Source organism: Nocardiopsis sp. ATB16-24 (genome assembly GCF_030271535.1).
GTDB lineage: Bacteria > Actinomycetota > Actinomycetes > Streptosporangiales > Streptosporangiaceae > Nocardiopsis.
The window spans coordinates 72,800-89,099 of the sequence record NZ_JASCXJ010000001.1 but is presented as its reverse complement, the minus strand read 5'-3'; the positions used below and the strand labels follow the sequence as shown (position 1 = coordinate 89,099).

The 16,300-nt window shown below is 69.9% G+C and carries 15 protein-coding genes and 1 riboswitch; of the genes, 6 read left to right on the top strand and 9 right to left on the bottom strand.

Translation table 11 applies throughout. From position 1 onward, the window contains the following. Positions 1–14: 14 nt before the first annotated feature. The 4 genes from pknB to thiO all read right to left on the bottom strand — a co-directional run bounded on the left by pknB (position 15) and on the right by thiO (position 4,725). Positions 15–1,988, bottom strand: a complete 1,974-nt coding sequence (gene pknB, locus PFX91_RS00375) for a Stk1 family PASTA domain-containing Ser/Thr kinase (RefSeq protein WP_285728555.1) — start codon at positions 1,986–1,988, stop codon at positions 15–17. 490 nt (positions 1,989–2,478) lie between these two features. Beyond that, complete coding sequence (locus tag PFX91_RS00370) at positions 2,479–3,258, bottom strand: thiazole synthase (protein WP_285728554.1); 780 nt, start codon at positions 3,256–3,258, stop codon at positions 2,479–2,481. 5 nt (positions 3,259–3,263) lie between these two features. Continuing rightward, positions 3,264–3,479 (bottom strand): sulfur carrier protein ThiS, encoded by a 216-nt coding sequence (thiS, locus tag PFX91_RS00365; RefSeq protein WP_285728553.1) that lies wholly within the window; start codon positions 3,477–3,479, stop codon positions 3,264–3,266. A 16-nt stretch (positions 3,480–3,495) separates the two neighbouring features. Next, a complete protein-coding gene (thiO, locus tag PFX91_RS00360; RefSeq protein ID WP_285728552.1) occupies positions 3,496–4,725 on the bottom strand; it encodes a glycine oxidase ThiO in 1,230 nt (409 codons plus the stop codon). Further along, positions 4,694–4,805: riboswitch (TPP riboswitch) on the bottom strand. (Overlaps the previous gene by 32 nt.) 208 nt (positions 4,806–5,013) lie before the next feature. On the opposite strand from thiO, the gene PFX91_RS00355 reads away from it, so the two are divergent. From PFX91_RS00355 to thiE, 3 genes are all read left to right on the top strand, one after another. Then, positions 5,014–6,912, top strand: coding sequence for an aconitate hydratase (locus PFX91_RS00355; RefSeq protein WP_502888232.1), 1,899 nt, complete (start codon positions 5,014–5,016; stop codon positions 6,910–6,912). Between the two features lie 54 nt (positions 6,913–6,966). Beyond that, positions 6,967–7,344 (top strand): Rv2175c family DNA-binding protein, encoded by a 378-nt coding sequence (locus tag PFX91_RS00350; RefSeq protein WP_502888219.1) that lies wholly within the window; start codon positions 6,967–6,969, stop codon positions 7,342–7,344. 105 nt (positions 7,345–7,449) lie between these two features. After that, positions 7,450–8,121 (top strand): thiamine phosphate synthase, encoded by a 672-nt coding sequence (gene thiE, locus PFX91_RS00345; RefSeq protein ID WP_285728548.1) that lies wholly within the window; start codon positions 7,450–7,452, stop codon positions 8,119–8,121. A gap of 111 nt (positions 8,122–8,232) precedes the next feature. Here the strand turns inward: thiE and PFX91_RS00340 are convergent, their stop codons facing one another. The 3 genes from PFX91_RS00340 to PFX91_RS00330 form a co-directional block, all read right to left on the bottom strand. Beyond that, complete coding sequence (locus PFX91_RS00340) at positions 8,233–9,126, bottom strand: SDR family oxidoreductase (protein ID WP_285728547.1); 894 nt, start codon at positions 9,124–9,126, stop codon at positions 8,233–8,235. Positions 9,127–9,194: 68 nt separating this feature from the next. Beyond that, positions 9,195–10,526, bottom strand: coding sequence for a DUF418 domain-containing protein (locus tag PFX91_RS00335; protein ID WP_285728546.1), 1,332 nt, complete (start codon positions 10,524–10,526; stop codon positions 9,195–9,197). A 109-nt stretch (positions 10,527–10,635) separates the two neighbouring features. Further along, on the bottom strand, positions 10,636–11,715 hold the full coding sequence (locus PFX91_RS00330) for a polyprenyl synthetase family protein (RefSeq protein WP_285728545.1): 1,080 nt from the start codon (positions 11,713–11,715) through the stop codon (positions 10,636–10,638). A gap of 215 nt (positions 11,716–11,930) precedes the next feature. Between PFX91_RS00330 and metF the strand changes: the two genes are divergently transcribed. Beyond that, on the top strand, positions 11,931–12,773 hold the full coding sequence (metF, locus tag PFX91_RS00325; RefSeq protein WP_285728947.1) for a methylenetetrahydrofolate reductase [NAD(P)H]: 843 nt from the start codon (positions 11,931–11,933) through the stop codon (positions 12,771–12,773). Here metF and PFX91_RS00320 read toward each other — a convergent pair. After that, complete coding sequence (locus tag PFX91_RS00320) at positions 12,706–13,320, bottom strand: GNAT family N-acetyltransferase (protein WP_285728544.1); 615 nt, start codon at positions 13,318–13,320, stop codon at positions 12,706–12,708. The genes metF and PFX91_RS00320 overlap by 68 nt on opposite strands. Before the next feature lie 292 nt (positions 13,321–13,612). After that, entirely contained in the window at positions 13,613–14,107 is a 495-nt protein-coding gene (gene bldD, locus PFX91_RS00315) for a transcriptional regulator BldD (protein WP_285728543.1), read from the bottom strand. Between the two features lie 497 nt (positions 14,108–14,604). On the opposite strand from bldD, the gene pyrR reads away from it, so the two are divergent. Both pyrR and PFX91_RS00305 read left to right on the top strand, forming a co-directional pair. After that, on the top strand, positions 14,605–15,336 hold the full coding sequence (gene pyrR / locus PFX91_RS00310) for a bifunctional pyr operon transcriptional regulator/uracil phosphoribosyltransferase PyrR (RefSeq protein ID WP_285728541.1): 732 nt from the start codon (positions 14,605–14,607) through the stop codon (positions 15,334–15,336). Beyond that, on the top strand, positions 15,336–16,244 hold the full coding sequence (locus PFX91_RS00305) for an aspartate carbamoyltransferase catalytic subunit (protein ID WP_285728539.1): 909 nt from the start codon (positions 15,336–15,338) through the stop codon (positions 16,242–16,244). The genes pyrR and PFX91_RS00305 overlap by 1 nt, the downstream gene beginning before the upstream one ends. Positions 16,245–16,300: the final 56 nt, after the last annotated feature.

Sequence of the window (16,300 nt, the reverse complement as noted above, 5' to 3'; positions counted from 1 at the left end):
GTCCCTCGAACGACTCAGTCGTCGTCACGGTCGTCGAGATCGCCCAGGTCGATACCGCCCGGCGTCGCGGTGATCGTGATCTCCGTCCCCTCGGGGGCCTTGCCCGTGTGGGACTGGTGCGACACGGTCCGGCCTCCGAAGAGCCGTTCGACCTTGACGTCGAAACCGGCCTCCCTCAGCTCCTTGCGCGCGTCCCTCACGGACATGCCGACCACGTCGGGGATCTCCACGCCCGGCGGCCCGGTGGAGACGGTCAGGGTGACGGTGCTGTTGCTGCCGACGCTGGAGCCGCTGTCCGGGCTCTGCCGGATCACCTTCCCCTCGTCGATGTCGGCGTTCTCCTCCTCGACCACGTCGACGGTCAGGCCGAGTTCCTCCAGCGTCTGACGCGCGTCGTCCAGTTCCTCGCCGACCACGGCGGGCACCGGGATGCTGCGGCTGACGAAGACCGTGACCGTCTCCTCCCGGTCGGCCTCCTGCCCGGCCTCGGGCTCTGTCGAGACCACCGCGCCCGGCTCGACCTCCTCGCTGTCCACGTCCTCCTGGACGATGGCGTCCGGGGAGAAACCGAGGTCCTCCAGTGCCTTGAACGCGTCGGCCGCGTCCGCGTCGACCAGATCGGGCATGGAGACCGTCTGCGGACCCTTGGACAGGTACACGATCACCTCGTCGTCGGCGGACACCCGTGTCCCCGACTCCGGGTCCGTCCGTCCGACCGTGCCCGTGTCGGAGTCGCTGTAGACGGTCTCCTCCGACAGCACGTAGCGCAGACCCTCGGAGCGGATCAGTTCACGCGCGGCCTCGGGAGTGGCGCCGACCACGTCGGGGACTTCGGCGTAGCGGCCCGACAGGAACCACCAGCCGGCGCCGAGCACGACCAACGCCAGGATCGCGGCACCGATCCCGATCAGCAGGCTGCGGCGCCGCCGGTCGTGGGAACCGTCGTAGCCCTCGTCGTCGTAGTCGTCGTATCCGTCCTCGTCCGGCCCGACGGGGTCCATGTCCACGACCATCGTGGCGTTCTCCGTGCCGGGACCGGCGCCGCCGGCGATGAGCTGCGGAGCGGTCACGGCCGCCGTGACGGCCGCGGCCGAGGCCACGGGCGCCAACGGTGCCTGGTCGGAGGAGAGGGGCGCGGGCATGTCCTTGAGCACTTCCAGCACCTTGGCCAGGTACTGGCCGGCGTTGCCGGGGCGGTATCGCGGGTCGCGCTCGGTGGCCTTGGTGACCAGCGCGTCCACCTCGGGTGCCAGCCCCGGAAGGAAGTGCGAGGGGCGGGGAACGTCCTCGTTGACGTGCTGGTAGGCGATGGCGATGGGGGTCTCACCGGTGTGCGGCTGACCGCCGGTGAGCAGCTCGTAGAGCATGATGCCCGCGGCGTACACGTCGGTGCGCGCGTCGGCGGTGCCCTTCTCGATCTGCTCGGGTGCCAGGTAGGCGGCGGTTCCCATGAGGGTGCCGGTACGGGTCAGGCCCTGGGTGGACTGTTCCACCGCGCGGGCCAGACCGAAGTCGGCGACCTTGACGCGGCCGTCCTCGGTGATGAGGACGTTCTCGGGCTTGACGTCGCGGTGGACCATCCCGGCCTGGTGGGCCGCGCCCAGCGCGGCCAGCACGGGAGCCATCACGTTCAGCGCGTCACGCGGGGACAGACGTCCCTTGGCCTTGAGCAGGTCGCGCAGCGTCCGTCCGGGCACGTACTCCATCGCCAGGAAGACGTGTCCCTGGTCCTCTCCCTGGTCGAAGACCTGGACGACGTTGGGGTGGGAGAGCTTGGCGACGGAGTGCGCCTCGTTGATGAAACGCTGGACGAAGGTGGGGTCCTGCGCCAGCGAGGGGTGCATCACCTTCAACGCCAGCCGCCGGTCCAACCTCAGGTCGTGGGCGACGTAGACGGTCGCCATCCCGCCACCGGCGATCCTGGACTCGACGAAGTAGCGTCGGTCCAGGGTGGCGCCTACAAGCGGGTCGGAAGTCGTCATGTCCACGCGGAGAAATGTCCTTGCTGCGGGGAGCGCGGGCTGTCGCGGCCGGCGGCGCGTACCCGGCACCGGGTGTCGAACCGACACGATAGCGGAAGCCCGAGCCAGGTCTGCCCCGCGGTTCGCGGTCGCGTCGCCCGGCGTTCACCGATGGTGAGGGCGCTCACGCCTGGTTCGTCTTCGTGCGCGCGGTCTCGTCCTCGGGGCGCGCATCCCCTCCACGGTAGGGGACGACGTCGAACGCTCGGGCCCGGATATGCCGGGTCGCCCTCACGCTCACCGTCGGAGGGGCCGTGACCACGGGCGACGACGGTCGGTGGCGGGTCGGTCGCCGGAGCTTCGTTCCCCGGTGTCGTGGGCGGGGGCGGCGCGAAGGACGCACGGGACCGGGTGTCTCGCGGCCCGGGAACGGGAGGGAGAGGGGACGACGTGTCCCGATCCTCGCCCGTTCCCGGGGCGGTTTCGTCGGACCCCGTGCCCTTGGGCCCGGGGGCCTTCAGTCGAGGCCGGGGGAGGAGGCCTGCGCGTAACGGCGGACCGGGATGCGCCCGGCCAGGCGGGCGCCGCGACCGGCGCGCACGGCGTCGCGCATCGCCGTGGCCATCCGCACCGGGTCCTGGGCGCGGGTGACGGCCGTGGCCAGGAGCACCGCGTCGCAGCCCAGTTCCATGGCGAGGGCGGCGTCGCTGGCGGTGCCGATACCGGCGTCGACGATCACCGGTACCTTCGCCTGCTCGACGATCAACTCCAGGTTGTGCGGGTTGCGGATCCCCAGGCCGGAGCCGATCGGGGCGGCCAGCGGCATGACCGCGGCACAGCCCAGTTGCTCCAGTCTGCGGGCCAGCACCGGGTCGTCGTTGGTGTAGGGCAGGACGGTGAACCCCTCGTCGACCAGTTGTTCGGCGGCGTCCAACAGTTCGACCGGGTCGGGCAACAGCGTGTGCTCGTCCGCCACCACCTCCAACTTCACCCAGTCGGTCTGCAACGCCTCGCGGCCCAAACGGGCGGTGCGTACCGCGTCGGTCGCGGTGAAGCACCCGGCGGTGTTGGGCAGGGGCCGGATCTTGTTACGGTCCAGGACGTCCCACACCGACCCCTGGGCGCCCGGTGAGACGCGGCGCATCGCCACGGTGGTCATTTCGGTCCCGGAGGCGAGCAGGGCCTCCTCCAGCACGTCCAAGGAGGGGGCTCCGCCGGTGCCGGTGATCAGGCGGGAGCCGAAGGAGACCCCCGCGATCACGAGCGGGTCATCGATGCGGGCGGTCTGCTCGGTCATACCTCTCAGCCTCCCTGTACGGCGGTCAGGACGTCCACGCGGTCGCCCGGTTCCAGTGCGCTGTCGGCCCACGCGGTGCGGCGCACCACCTCGTCGTTGACGGCCACGGCGATCCCACCGGGGATCTCCCCGTCCCCCGAGGTGGTCAGCTCGCGTACGACCGACTCCACGGTGGTGCCGTAGGCGACCTCGCGGCGGTCGCCGTTGATGGTCAGTTCCACTGCGCCTCCTTGCGCTTCATCGTGCCGTGACCCTGTCCGCGGCGAAGCGGCGGGCGTACTCCGGCAGGGTTGAGGTGGTCAGGGCCTGGGCCATCGCCTCGCCGGTGACCGGCGCCAGCAGCACCCCATGACGGAAGTGCCCGGCGGCCAGGTGCAGCCCCGGCAGGCGGGTGGGGCCCAGGAGGGGTTCGTTGTCGGGCGAGCCCGGACGCAGCCCCACACAGGTCTCGGTGATCTCCAGTTCGCTCACTCCGGGAACGAGTTCACGCGCGTCCCGCAGGACCTGCCACAGTCCTCCGACGGTGAGCGACGTGTCATGGCCGAGTTCCTCCTGGGTGGCGCCGATGATCACCTCTCCGTCGGCGCGCGGTACCAGGTAGGTCGTGAAGCCCCTGACCAGGCCGCGGACCGTACGGCCGACCAGTGGCGGCTCCCCGGCGGGCACCCGTGCGCGCAGCAGCTGCCCCTTGACCGGGCGCAGCGGCGGCACCACCGCCTCGGGGACCCGGACGCGGTCGCCCCAGCAGCCGGCGGCCAGTACCACCTGGTCGGCGGGTAGGAGCCGTCCGTCGGTCAGCCGTACGCCGAGCCGGGCACCACCGGGACCGGGGGAGAGGACCTCCTCGGCCAGGCCGGTGGTCTCGGTCACTCCGACGCGCGTTCCCGCCGCCGCCAGGGCGCGCAGCAGCCGCCGCGGGTCCACCGAGTGGTCGTCGGGGGCCAGGACGCCGCCGCGTACGGACGGGGCCAGCATGGGTTCCAGCCGACGGCACTCCCTGCTCCCGAGGCGTTCGGTGGCGATGCCGAGGCGGCGCTGGAGTTCGTGCAGTTCGGTGAGCACCGCCAGGTCGTCCCGGTCGAAGGCGACCAGGAGGGTGCCGGTGGTGCGGTAGCCCACGCTCATCCCGGCGGCCTCCTCCACCTCGGCGACGAAGTCGGCGTACATGGCCGCGGAGCGGATTCCCAGCTCCATGAGCGGCTCCTCGCCGAACACCGCCTCGGTGGCGGGGGTGAGCATGCCCGCCGCCACGGTGGAGGCGGCACGGGTCACCTCGTCCACGGGGTCGGGTTCGACGAGGGTGACGTCCAGCCCTCGCTGGGCGGCACGCCAGGCGGTGACCCTGCCGATGAGGCCGCCGCCGACCACGACGACGCCGTCATCGCGTGTGGTGGTAGGACGAATCGTCACGGAACCGAGGTCGTTCGGTGTACGCACGGCGCTGAGTTCCACTCCCTTCGCCGGCATGATCCGGATCAGGTTCGTGCGGTCGGAGACTCGCAGTCTCCCTCTCAGCCGGGTTCCACCCGGCTCCCGCGGGATGTAGGGGTCCGTCCCCATTCTAGCGTCGATGAGGGTGGACGCCCCGGCCGGTGGCGCACCGCACGGTTTCGGCCGACATGGGTAGCGGGAGGGGCACGGGCACCCACCAGCACGGCCAGGTGCCCGCCATGCAGGTTCGGACAGCGGAAGGGGACCGCCGTGGGCGCCAGCGTCACGCACAAACTCATCGAATCCCACCTGGTGTCGGGGGAGATGACACCGGGGACCGAGGTCGGGATCAAGGTCGACCAGACCCTCACCCAGGACGCCACCGGAACCCTGGTCATGCAGGAGTTGGAGGCGCTCGGACTCGACCGGGCACGCACCGAGGTCAGCGTGCAGTACGTGGACCACAACCTCCTCCAGTCCGACGAGAAGAACGCCGAGGACCACGTCTTCCTCGAGTCGGCGTGCAGAAGGTTCGGTCTGTGGTACTCCAAGCCGGGCAACGGCGTCTCACACCCCACGCACATGCAGCGGTTCGGGATCCCCGGCAAGACGATGGTGGGGTCGGACTCCCACACCTGCGCGTCCGGCTCCCTGGGGATGCTCGCGATCGGTGTGGGAGGACTGGAGGCCGCCATGGCCATCGCGGGCAGGCCGCTTCACATCCGCATGCCCGAGATCTGGGGTGTGCGGCTGACCGGTCAGCTTCCGCCATGGACCTCCGCCAAGGACGTGATCCTGGAGATGTTGCGTCGCCACGGGGTCAAGGGCGGACTGAACCGCGTCATCGAGTACCACGGCCCGGGGCTGGCCTCCCTCGACGCGATGGACCGGCACGTGATCGCGAACATGGGCGCCGAACTCGGCGCCACCACCACGGTGTTCCCCTCCGACGGGGCCGTACGCGAGTTCCTGCGCAAGGAGGGGCGTGAGGAGGACTTCACCGAACTGCTCGCCGACGAGGACGCCCACTACGACCTGACCGAGGAGATCGACCTGTCGACGATCGAGCCCTTGATCGCCAAGCCCTCCTCTCCCGGCAACGTGGTCCCGGTACGGGAGGTCGTCGGGACCAAGGTGGACCAGGTCGTCGTCGGCTCGTCCGCCAATCCGGGACTGCGCGACTTCGCGGTGGCCGCGGCCATCGTGCGGGGGCGCCAGACCGACGCCTCGGTGAGTTTCGACGTGAACCCCTCCTCGCGCCAGATCCTCACCGACCTCACCCGCATGGGCGCGGTCACCGACCTCATCGTCGCGGGCGCCCGTATCCATCAGACCGGCTGCCTCGGCTGCATCGGTATGGGCCAGGCCCCCGCGGCGGGACAGAACTCCCTGCGCACCTTCCCCCGTAACTTCCCGGGACGTTCGGGAACGGCGGACGACTCGGTGTGGCTGTGTTCTCCGGAGACCGCTGCGGCCTCCGCCCTCACCGGCGTCATCACCGACCCCCGGGACCTGGCGGAGGAACTCGGTCTGGGAAATCCGCGGCCGTCGCTGCCCGAGCGGCACAGCGTCAACACCCGCATGCTCACTCCGCCGCCCGAGCCCGGGGAGGAGCGCGCGGAACTGGTGAAGGGGCCCAACATCTCCTCGCTTCCGGACTTTCCGCCACTGCCGGAACGGGTCAGAGCCCCCGTCCTTCTCAAGGTGGGCGATGACGTCTCCACCGACGAGATCTCACCCGCGGGCGCGGCGGCCCTGCCCTACCGGTCCAATGTGCCGAGGTTGGCCGAGTTCACCTTCACGCGCATCGACCCGGACTACCCGCGGCGCGCGGCGGAGAGCGCGGACGGTACGGGCCACTTCGTCGTCGGAGGGGAGAACTACGGCCAGGGCTCCTCACGTGAGCACGCCGCCATCACCCCGCGCTACCTGGGTCTGCACGCGGTGGTGGCCAAGTCCTTCGCCCGCATCCACTGGCAGAACCTGGCCAACTTCGGTGTCCTCGCTCTGGAGTTCGACGATCCCGACGACTACGACCGGATCGAGGAGGGGGACGTGCTGGTACTGGAGGACCTGCCCGGCGCCCTGCGCGGGCCACGGGAGCTGATCCTGCGCAACGAGACCAAGGGGGAGGACCACCGGCTGCGACACTCCCTGTCCGAACGCCAGGTCGAGGCGGTCCTGGCGGGCGGACAGATCCCGCTGCTCGCCCGTGAACTGTGAGGAGACCGTCCGCACACGACGTGTGCGCGCCGAGGAGGTGATCGGTACCCCAGGATGTGGCAGATTGGTCTGGTGACACGAAACGACCTCGACATCGACACTCTGGTCGGCGAGTGGCTGACCCTCAAGGAGGCGGCCGCGCCGCTGGGCGTGAGTCCGAACCGGATCAAGACGCTGATCCGGGAGAACCGCATGATGGGTGTGGTCCGCCACGGCGAGTTGTGCATTCCCGCCGCGTTCATCGACGGCGACGACCTCGTCAAGGGGTTGCCGGGCACACTGGTCCTGCTCAGCGACGCGGGTTTCTCCACGGAGGAGGCCCTGCGTTGGCTGTTCACCGAAGACGCCTCCCTGCCGGGCAGACCCATCGAGGCCATGCGCGAGAATCGGGGCACCGAGGTGCGTCGCCGCGCGCAGAGTCTGGCCCTGTAGTCCTCACCGTCGGGCGCCTTCCACGGACGCCGAAGGAGGGGGAGGGGCGCGCCGCCGTGTTCCCTCCCCTTTGGTCCACGTGTGCCAGGCCCTAGGGTGGACAGGGTGAGGACCAGCCACGGAACCAGCCTGCGCAAGCGCCTGGACGCATCTTTTCTGTACCTGTGCACCGACGCCCGGACCCGGCAGGGCGACCTGGCGGAGTTCACCGACGCGGCCCTGGCCGGAGGAGTGGACATCATCCAACTCCGGGACAAGGGACTGGAGGCTCGAGAGGAGATCGCGGCCCTGGAGGTCATGAGGGAGGCGTGCGAACGGCACGGCGCCCTGCTCGCGGTCAACGACCGAGCCGACATCGCGCGTGCCGTGCGCGCCGACGTTCTCCATCTGGGGCAGCGCGATCTTCCCGTGCCCATGGCCCGCGACATCATCGGCGCGGATCCCGTCATCGGCCGGTCCAACAACGACATCACGGCCGCGGCGGCCTCGGCCGAGGAACCCGGCAGCGACTACTTCTGCGTCGGTCCCACGTGGGCCACCCCCACCAAGCCGGGCCGTCCCGCGGCCGGCGTGGAGCTGGTGGAGCGGGCCGCCGCGCTGGGTTCCGAACGCCCCTGGTTCGCCATCGGCGGGATCGACGCCGGCAACATCGACCGGGTGCTGGCGGCCGGCGCCCGCCGCGTGGTGGTCGTACGGGCGATCACCGAGGCCGAGGACCCCCGTGCCGCCGCAGCCGGATTGAGACAGCGCCTGGTGGCCCACGCCGACCCGCGGTGAGGACCGGTTCCGACCTCGGCCGGGGATCCGGCGGCGGGAGGTTCCCGGTTTCCCGTCGGGACGGCGACACCGTCGCGCACGGGGCGCGACGGTGTCCGGAAGCGGTCGGGATCAGACGGCGACGTGCGACAGGGCACTGGGGTGACGCCGCAGGAAACCCTCGATGGACTGGGCAGGGTGTCCGGTGAGGTCGGAGACGGTGGACGAGACTACGTTCAGCTCTCCGGCGGCGATCGCCTCATAGGAGGACACCCATCCCTCGACGGCCCATTCCGGCGCGCCGGCGGCCCGACGCGACTCCAGGGCCTCCTCGCGCGACTGGGGCACGTAGTCGATGCTGCGTCCGGTCAGCGTGCTGAGCCTGTCCACCGTCGCCCTCAGGGACAGTGCCTCGGGGCCGGTGACGTCGTAGGTGGTGTTGTCGGAGTCGAGCATGGTCGACGGGTCGGTCAGCACGGCCGTGGCCACGTCGGCGACGTCGTCCCGGGACACCCACGCCACCTCGCCCTCGCCGGCCGGGCCCCGCACCGTTCCGTCGTCGCCCACCCAGTCCGGCAGCAGATCCAGGTAGAGGCTGGGTCTGAGGAACGTGTACCGCACCCCCGTGGACCTGATGTGCGCCTCGGTGAAGAAGTGCGTGCGCGCGAACGTGAACGTCGACGCCGGGCCCGCCCGCAGGAAGGACAGGTAGACGATCCGGGAGACCCCGGCCTTGACCGCCCCGTCCACCGCGCTCAGGTGCACGTCGACGCGGTCCTCGGACTCGGTCGCCGAGACGAGGAAGAGCGTGTCCACCCCCCGGCACGCCCGTTCGAAGGAGGAGGTGTCCTCGTAGGCGGCCATCGCCGCACTGCTGCCGGGATACTCCGGAGCCCGGTTGATGTCGCGTACGATGAGCCGCTGGGGCACCCCCAACCTCGCGATGCGGGCGGCGACCCGCCCGCCCAGTGCCCCGGTCGCTCCGGTCACCCCTATGGTGTGGTTTGTCGTGTGATCGTCGCCCATGGCACCCCATCCTCCGTTACGGGAGCGGGCCGGGCACTGACCGGCACGCCCCTTTTTCGCGTCGGAGATCAGTGGGTGCGGTGTTCCCGGTCGCGGTCCGTCCCCGGCTCCGAGACGGGTGTGCGAGCGGAGTCGACCATCCCGCCCTCGGCGGCCGTGTCCGCACCGGCCGACCCTCGGTCGGGGCGCCGGTAGGTCAGGCGGCGCAGCAACGCCTCGGCCGGTCCGCGCCGGTCCGCGCGCTCCAGCGCGTAGGCGGCGATCACGGTCATCGACCACACCCCGACCGCGAACAGCAGCATCGACCACGACCTCAGTTCGGCGCCCAGCCCCAGGCCCCAGGCCGCCAGGAGCGGGGCGCACAGCAAGGACTGGGCCAGGTAGGCCGACAGTGAGCGCTTGCCGGTGGCGCTCAACGCGCCCACCAACACGCCGTCGGTGCGTCCGCGCTCCTGGAGCCGGTACGCCACCAGGGTGATCAACGCCACGTAACCCACGCCTCCGGCCAGCCCGGTCACCATGTGCGGCATGCTGAGCATGTTGTTCTGTAGTGGGCTCAGATCCCAAAGACCCACCTGGGCCAGTCCTGCGGGAAGTCCGCCCGCCCAACCCACGCCGATCCCGACGAGCGCCACCCGACGTAGCAACACCAGATGGCGACCCGGTTCCTCCAGGACGCGGCGGCGCGCCGCCCAGAAACCGAGCAGGATCGCGGTCGGCACGGCCAGGCTCATCAGCCCCTGGCTCAGGGAGACGAGCGGCCAGAAGAGCAGGCGCTCCAGGGCGGCCGCCACGGGGGAGACCTCGCTGATGTTGGCGGCCACCTGTTCGGTGCCGAAGCCCTCCGGCGCGGTGGCGTCGCCGGGTGTGAGGGCCGGCCCCAACAGACTGAAGGCGGACAACAGCAGCATCAGTCCCGTGAGCACACCGGCCCACAGCAGCACGGTGGTGTCCCGACGGCGGAAGAGGAGCCATCCCAGCAGCAGCCCGGCCAGGCCGTAGGCCCCCAGGACATCGCCGATCCACAGCAGCGCGGCGTGCACGAGACCGAAGGCGATCAGCCACAGATTGCGACGGCGCAGCAAGGCGTCCACGTCCCGCTCGTCGGTGCCCGCGGCCTCCTGACGTCGGGCCAGCTGCACCATGCCGTACCCGAACAGGAAGGCGAACATCGGATAGCTGCGCATGTCGATCATCACCACGGTGAGGAACTGCGCGGCCGAGTCCCACGCGTTCCCCGACACGGGATGGGCGTTGACGCCGCTGCGAGGGAACGCCCATAAGTACCAGACCGTGTTCGCGATCGCGATGAACAAGAGCATGGAACCGCGGGCCAGGTCGGGGGCGAGCGCTCGCTCGCCCGCGTTCACCGGACCGCGGGAGACGGTGTGCCCGGACATGACGGATCCCCCCGGTTACGCGATATGTCTTGTGAGGAATTCAACCGGAGGGTGGGGTGACGCACAACGAACCTCCGTGGGAGGTTCTCCTGAAATCCCCAGGGGTCTGTCAAAAGGAGCGCTCGGTGGCGTCCACCACCAGTCGACGCAGCGGTTCGCGTGCGCTCGCGTCCAGCTCGGGACTCTCCAGGGCGGCCACGGCCCGCTCCGCGTACTCGGTGATCATCGCCTCGCACACCGCCAACGCTCCGGAGCCCTCGATCACCGAGCGCATCCACTCCACCGACTCCACCGACAGATCCGGTGCGCCCAGCAGGGAACGGAAGCGTTCGGCCTCGTCCGCGCTCGCTCGCGCCAGGGTCTCGGCGACGATCAGTGTCCGCTTGCCCTCGCGAAGGTCGTCGCCCGCGGGCTTGCCCGTGGTGGAGGGGTCGCCGAACACGCTCAACACGTCGTCGCGCAGCTGGAAGGCGATGCCCAAAGGGATGCCGTAATCGGTGAACACCTGCGCCAGGTCCTGGCGGCCGGCCAGGGCGGCGCCCACGTGCAGTGGACGTTCCACCGTGTACTTGGCGGACTTGTAGCGCATCACCCGTAGCGCGGCCTCGCGTGTGGTGGTGCCGCGCACCTGTTCCAGCGTGTCCAGGTACTGCCCCGCCATCACCTCGGTGCGCATGGCGTCGAACGGCGGGCGCCCGTCCCGTAGCACCCGTGCGTCGAACCCGCTGGCCTGGTACATCTCGTCCGACCAGGCGAGGCACAGGTCGCCGATGAGGATCGCCGCGCCCTGGCCGAACTCCTCGCTGTCACCGCTCCATCCATGGTCCGCGTGCAGTTTGGCCAGCCGCTTGTGGGTGGCGGGCAGTCCGCGCCGAGTGTCGCTGTTGTCGATCACGTCGTCGTGGATGAGCGCGCACGCCTGGAGGAACTCCAGGGAGGCGGCGGCACGGATCATCCGCTCGTCACCGGGCGCGCCGGCCGCGCCGCGCCACCCCCAGTAACAGAAGGTGGGGCGCAGGCGCTTGCCGCCGGAGAGCATCGCCTCCAAGGCGTCCAACGCCGGGGCCAGTTCCTCACCGATCTCCAGCAACTGGGTGCGACGGGTGGAGTGGAACTCGCTCAGTTCGCGGTCCACCTCGGAGCGGATCACGGAGACGGGTGAGACGGACGAGGAAGAGGAAGCGGCCATATCCTGCACATTAGCGGCTATATGATGCGCTCGATCCCTGCCTCGAAGCGTGACACGCGACACCGATCTCACGGAGTGGGATGGCGCTTCCATCAAGTGAGGGGGCCTGGCCTAAGGTGGTGTGCATGCTGGCAGCACCGACACGCCCCGTGGCGCACAGGACACCGGCCCCTCGGCCGCGTCATATCCGTGATCTCCTCAACACGGGCGAGCCGATGTTCTCCTTCGAGTTCTTCCCGCCCCGCACCCCCCAGGCGCAGGAACGGTTGTGGCGTGCGATCAGGGAGATCGAGGCCCTCGGCCCCTCCTTCGTCTCGGTCACCTACGGTGCCGGTGGCAGCACGCGCGGTCTCACGGTGGAGACCACCGAGCGCATCGCCACCGACACCACTCTGTTGCCGGTGGCGCACATGACACTGGTGGACCACTCGGTGGCCGAGCTCCGCCACCTCGTGGGACGCCTGGCCGACGCGGGGGTGTCCAACATGCTCGCCGTACGCGGCGACCCGCCCGGCGACCCCGACGGCGAGTGGATCAGGCACCCCCAGGGGCTGACCTACGCCGATGAGCTCGTCCGTCTCATCAAGGACAGTGGCGACTTCTGCGTGGGCGTGGCGGCCTTTCCGTACAAGCACCCGCGTTCGGCCGACGTGGAGACCGACACCGACTACTTCGTGCGCAAGTGCGACGCGGGGGCCGACTACGCCATCACGCAGATGTTCTTCGACCCCGAGGACTACCTGCGCCTGCGGGACAGGGTGGCGGCGCGGGGCTGCCAGGTCCCCATCATCCCCGAGGTCTTCCCCGTGGTGCGCACCTCCTTCATCCCACGCTCGGAGAAGCTCTCGGGGGCGCCCTTCCCGCGTGACCTGGCGGAGAAGTTCGCGTCCTTCGGCGACGACACCGAAGCGGTGCGGGCCTTCGGGATCGAGCACGCCCAACGCATGTGCGAGCGGCTACTGAACGAGGGTGCGCCGGGGATCCACTTCATCACCTCGAACCAGTCCACCGCCACCAGGCAGATCTACCAGGAGATCTCCGGTCGTCGGAGCCGGTGAGGGGGAGCCGGGCGGCCATGATCGAGAAGGGCTGCTCAGGACTGCCGGGGAAGGCGAAGTCCTCCAGCACCTCGATGAACCCGCACGAGCGGTAGAGGTGCCGCGCGGCGGACGGCCCCGACCTGGTGGAGAGCACCGCGCTGCTCTCCGGCCGCCCTTGGCACAGGGCGTGGAGCAGACGGCGCCCCACGCCCTGGTTCTGTGCCCGAGGGTGGACGTGGACCTCGGCGACCTCCCAGGGGTCGGTCAGGTAGCGGCGTACCTGCCGGGCACGTCCGCTCGCCAACATCGCCGCCCTGACCGTGTCGTACCACCACTGACCCCGGCTTCCACGGAATCCGTAGGCGAAGCCCACCGGCGACCCCTCACGCAGGGCCACCACCGAGCGGAAACCCGGGTGGTGGGCGTGACCGCTCATGACGCCGGCCCGCCCGGGCAGCTGTTCCGGAGGCGGGCGCATGGCCGCCTCGTACACCTGGAGGAGCGCGGGGACGGCGTGCGTGAAGGCGGGAGGGGCCAGTTCACGCAGTTCGGTATCGGCTGCCACGACACAACACTAATTCCCTCGTCCCCGGACAGACCCGGGTCCGGCGTGGCTCACCGCAAGAATCCTTGACGCCTTTCGTGGACTGGTGTTAACTGGACCGCGTCGAACACGTGTTCGACGCAACTCCGCCGAGCCCCCCTATGGTGGAGGGCGGTACGGCCGGGCTGGGGAGGGGAAGCCCCACGTCCGGTCGTGCCGTCCGTGGAGCGCGCACGTGCATGTCTTCGAACACGACGAGAGTCGGCGGCCTCGGCCGCCGACTCTCGTCGTAGGCGAAGATCGTGTGTCGTCCCTAGAAGGCGTCGACCGCGCGACGGGCCTCAGGGTCGAGGACGCCCCAGTTGATGAGCTCCTCGGTCAGGTCGCCAGGCGACTTGTCGTATATGACCGCGAGTGAGCGCAGGTCCTCCTGGCGTATGGACAGCACGCGCCCGTTGTAGTCGCCGCGCTGGCTCTGAATCGTGGCCACGTAGCGCGACAGCGGCCCGGCCTTCTCCTGCGGCAGCTGTTGCATGCGCTCCAGGTCGATGACCAGTTTGGGCGTGGGGCCCAACGGTGCGGGCGCGGCGCCTCCGGGCAGCAGTTCCGACATCGGGACGCCGTAGAAGTCGGCCAGGTCGGCGAGCTTCTGGACGGTGACGGCGCGGTCGCCACGCTCATAGGAGCCGACCACGACGGCCTTCCAGCGTCCGTGGGACTTCTCTTCCACCCCGTGCAGGGACAGACCCTGCTGGGTGCGGATGGCACGCAGTCGCGCACCGAGGGACTTGGCGTATTCGGATGGCATCTTTTGCGCTCCCGGCCGTGACGGTGGCTGGCGTGGTGGGGGAGACGTCCGCTCGTACTCGGCGGGCCGCCTGGGCGGTCCAGCGGATGGTCACGGGATGCAACCCCACCCGGCAGTGGTTACAGACAGTGACGGTAGGGGGGTCTGCCTCCCAGGTCAAGCCGTTGGTACGAAACGCGACTAATCAGTGGCCAAACCGTGCGTAAGTGAGACACCTCTCATCTCTGGACCGATCAGGACGAGTCGTGCGTCACTCTGACGCGAAAAGCCCGATCCCATAGGGAGTTTCACGCTTCGCCCCTTTTGCCGTGAGGCCTGGTCGGTGGTGACGCCCCCGTTTTCAGTCGGACGCATGGCCGCCCAGAATGTGACCAGAGTCACATTCGTGGGTGAGGTTCGTCGGCCGCCCTCAGGCGGTCCGAGTAACCGCTGGTAGCGTGGATGCGATCGACATCCTTTAACGACCTGTTCAGTGAGGCAGGGAAGGGGTCACTACTTTGCATGCGCGAAAACCGGCCGACGGTGACGCCGACGGCGGTGTTCCCCGGGCGCGCGAAGGCGCCCGCGCGGTTCTGGACGGCAACGAGATCAACCGGGCGCTGACCCGTATCGCCCACGAGGTGCTCGAACGCACCAAAGGCGGCGAGGACGTCACCCTTCTGGGCATCCCCTCGCGCGGAGTCCCCCTGGCCCGACGCCTGGCACGGCGTATCGAACGGGTCGAGGAGATGTCCGTCCCCGTGGGCTCGCTCGACATCACCATGTACCGCGACGACCTGCGATCCTCCCCCGTCCGCGCCCTCGGCAGGACCGAGATCCCCACGGGCGGCCTGGACGATCGCGTCGTCGTCCTCATCGACGACGTCCTCTTCTCCGGTCGCACCGTCCGCGCGGCCCTCGACGCACTCGGGGACCTCGGCCGTCCCCGAGCGGTTCAGCTCGCGGTCCTGGTCGACCGCGGTCATCGCGAGCTGCCCATCCGCGCCGACTACGTGGGCAAGAACCTGCCCACCTCCCTGCGAGAGAACGTCACCGTGTGCCTGGAGGAGACCGACGGGGAGGACGCGGTGCTGCTCAGCCCCTCCCGCCCGTCACCCTCCACCACCCTCAACCGCCGGCCTTCGGCCGAGGATCCTTCCTCCCCGTCACCCTCCACCACCCTCAACCGCCGGCCTTCGGCCGAGGATCCTTCCTCCCCGTCACCCTCCACCACCGAGGGGAACGACTGATGCGCCACCTGCTCTCCACCGGTGATCTGAGTCGCGACGAGGCCACCCTCATCCTGGACACCGCGACCGAACTCGCACAGGTCGGCGACCGCTCCGTCAAGAAGCTGCCCACCCTGCGCGGACGCACCGTGGTCAACCTCTTCTACGAGGACTCCACCCGCACCCGCACATCCTTCGAACTGGCGGCCAAACGCCTGTCCGCGGACGTCATCAACTTCTCCGCCAAGGGCTCCAGCGTCTCCAAGGGCGAGAGCCTCAAGGACACCGCGCTGACGCTACAGGCCATGGGCGCCGACGGCGTCGTCATCCGTCACAGCGCCTCCGGAGCCGCCCACCGCCTCGCCAACTGGGTCGACGGCTCGGTGCTCAACGCCGGCGACGGTACCCATGAACACCCCACACAGGCACTGCTGGACGCCTTCACCATGCGTTCGCGCCTCGGCAGGCTCGAAGGACTGCGCGTGGCCGTCGTCGGCGACATCCTGCACAGCCGTGTCGCACGTTCCAACGTGCTGCTGCTCACCACCCTGGGCGCGCACGTCACCCTGGTCGCGCCGCCCACCCTGCTGCCGGTCTCGGTGCACACCTGGCCGTGCGAGGTCTCCTACGACCTCGACACGGTCCTGCCCAAGGCCGACGTGGTCATGATGCTGCGTGTGCAGGCCGAACGCATGCACGAGTCCTTCTTCCCCTCCACACGCGAGTACAGCCGCAACTACGGGTTGGACGCAGAACGCCTGGCCCGCATGCCAGAGGACGCCATCGTCATGCACCCCGGACCCATGGTCCGCGGTATGGAGATCTCCGCGGAGGTGGCGGACTCGCCCCGGTGCACGGTCACCGAGCAGGTCGCCAACGGTGTCAGCCTGCGCATGGCCGTGCTCTACCTGCTGCTCAGCGGCTCCTGAGGACACCGCGCTCCCACGGGTGCCGGGTGGACGGCCCGGCGCCCGGCGCGACCTCT

Bases quoted from the DNA above. Each gene is read 5' to 3' on its own strand.
- PFX91_RS00370 (WP_285728554.1), bottom strand. From the start codon at position 3,258: ATGACCGAGCAGACCGCCCGCATCGATGACCCGCTCGTGATCGCGGGG.
- thiO (WP_285728552.1), bottom strand. From the start codon at position 4,725: ATGCCGGCGAAGGGAGTGGAACTCAGCGCCGTGCGTACACCGAACGAC.
- PFX91_RS00355 (WP_502888232.1), top strand. From the start codon at position 5,014: ATGACACCGGGGACCGAGGTCGGGATCAAGGTCGACCAGACCCTCACC.
- PFX91_RS00350 (WP_502888219.1), top strand. From the start codon at position 6,967: ATGTGGCAGATTGGTCTGGTGACACGAAACGACCTCGACATCGACACT.
- PFX91_RS00340 (WP_285728547.1), bottom strand. From the start codon at position 9,126: ATGGGCGACGATCACACGACAAACCACACCATAGGGGTGACCGGAGCG.
- PFX91_RS00335 (WP_285728546.1), bottom strand. From the start codon at position 10,526: ATGTCCGGGCACACCGTCTCCCGCGGTCCGGTGAACGCGGGCGAGCGA.
- PFX91_RS00330 (WP_285728545.1), bottom strand. From the start codon at position 11,715: ATGGCCGCTTCCTCTTCCTCGTCCGTCTCACCCGTCTCCGTGATCCGC.
- metF (WP_285728947.1), top strand. From the start codon at position 11,931: ATGTTCTCCTTCGAGTTCTTCCCGCCCCGCACCCCCCAGGCGCAGGAA.
- bldD (WP_285728543.1), bottom strand. From the start codon at position 14,107: ATGCCATCCGAATACGCCAAGTCCCTCGGTGCGCGACTGCGTGCCATC.
- PFX91_RS00305 (WP_285728539.1), top strand. From the start codon at position 15,336: ATGCGCCACCTGCTCTCCACCGGTGATCTGAGTCGCGACGAGGCCACC.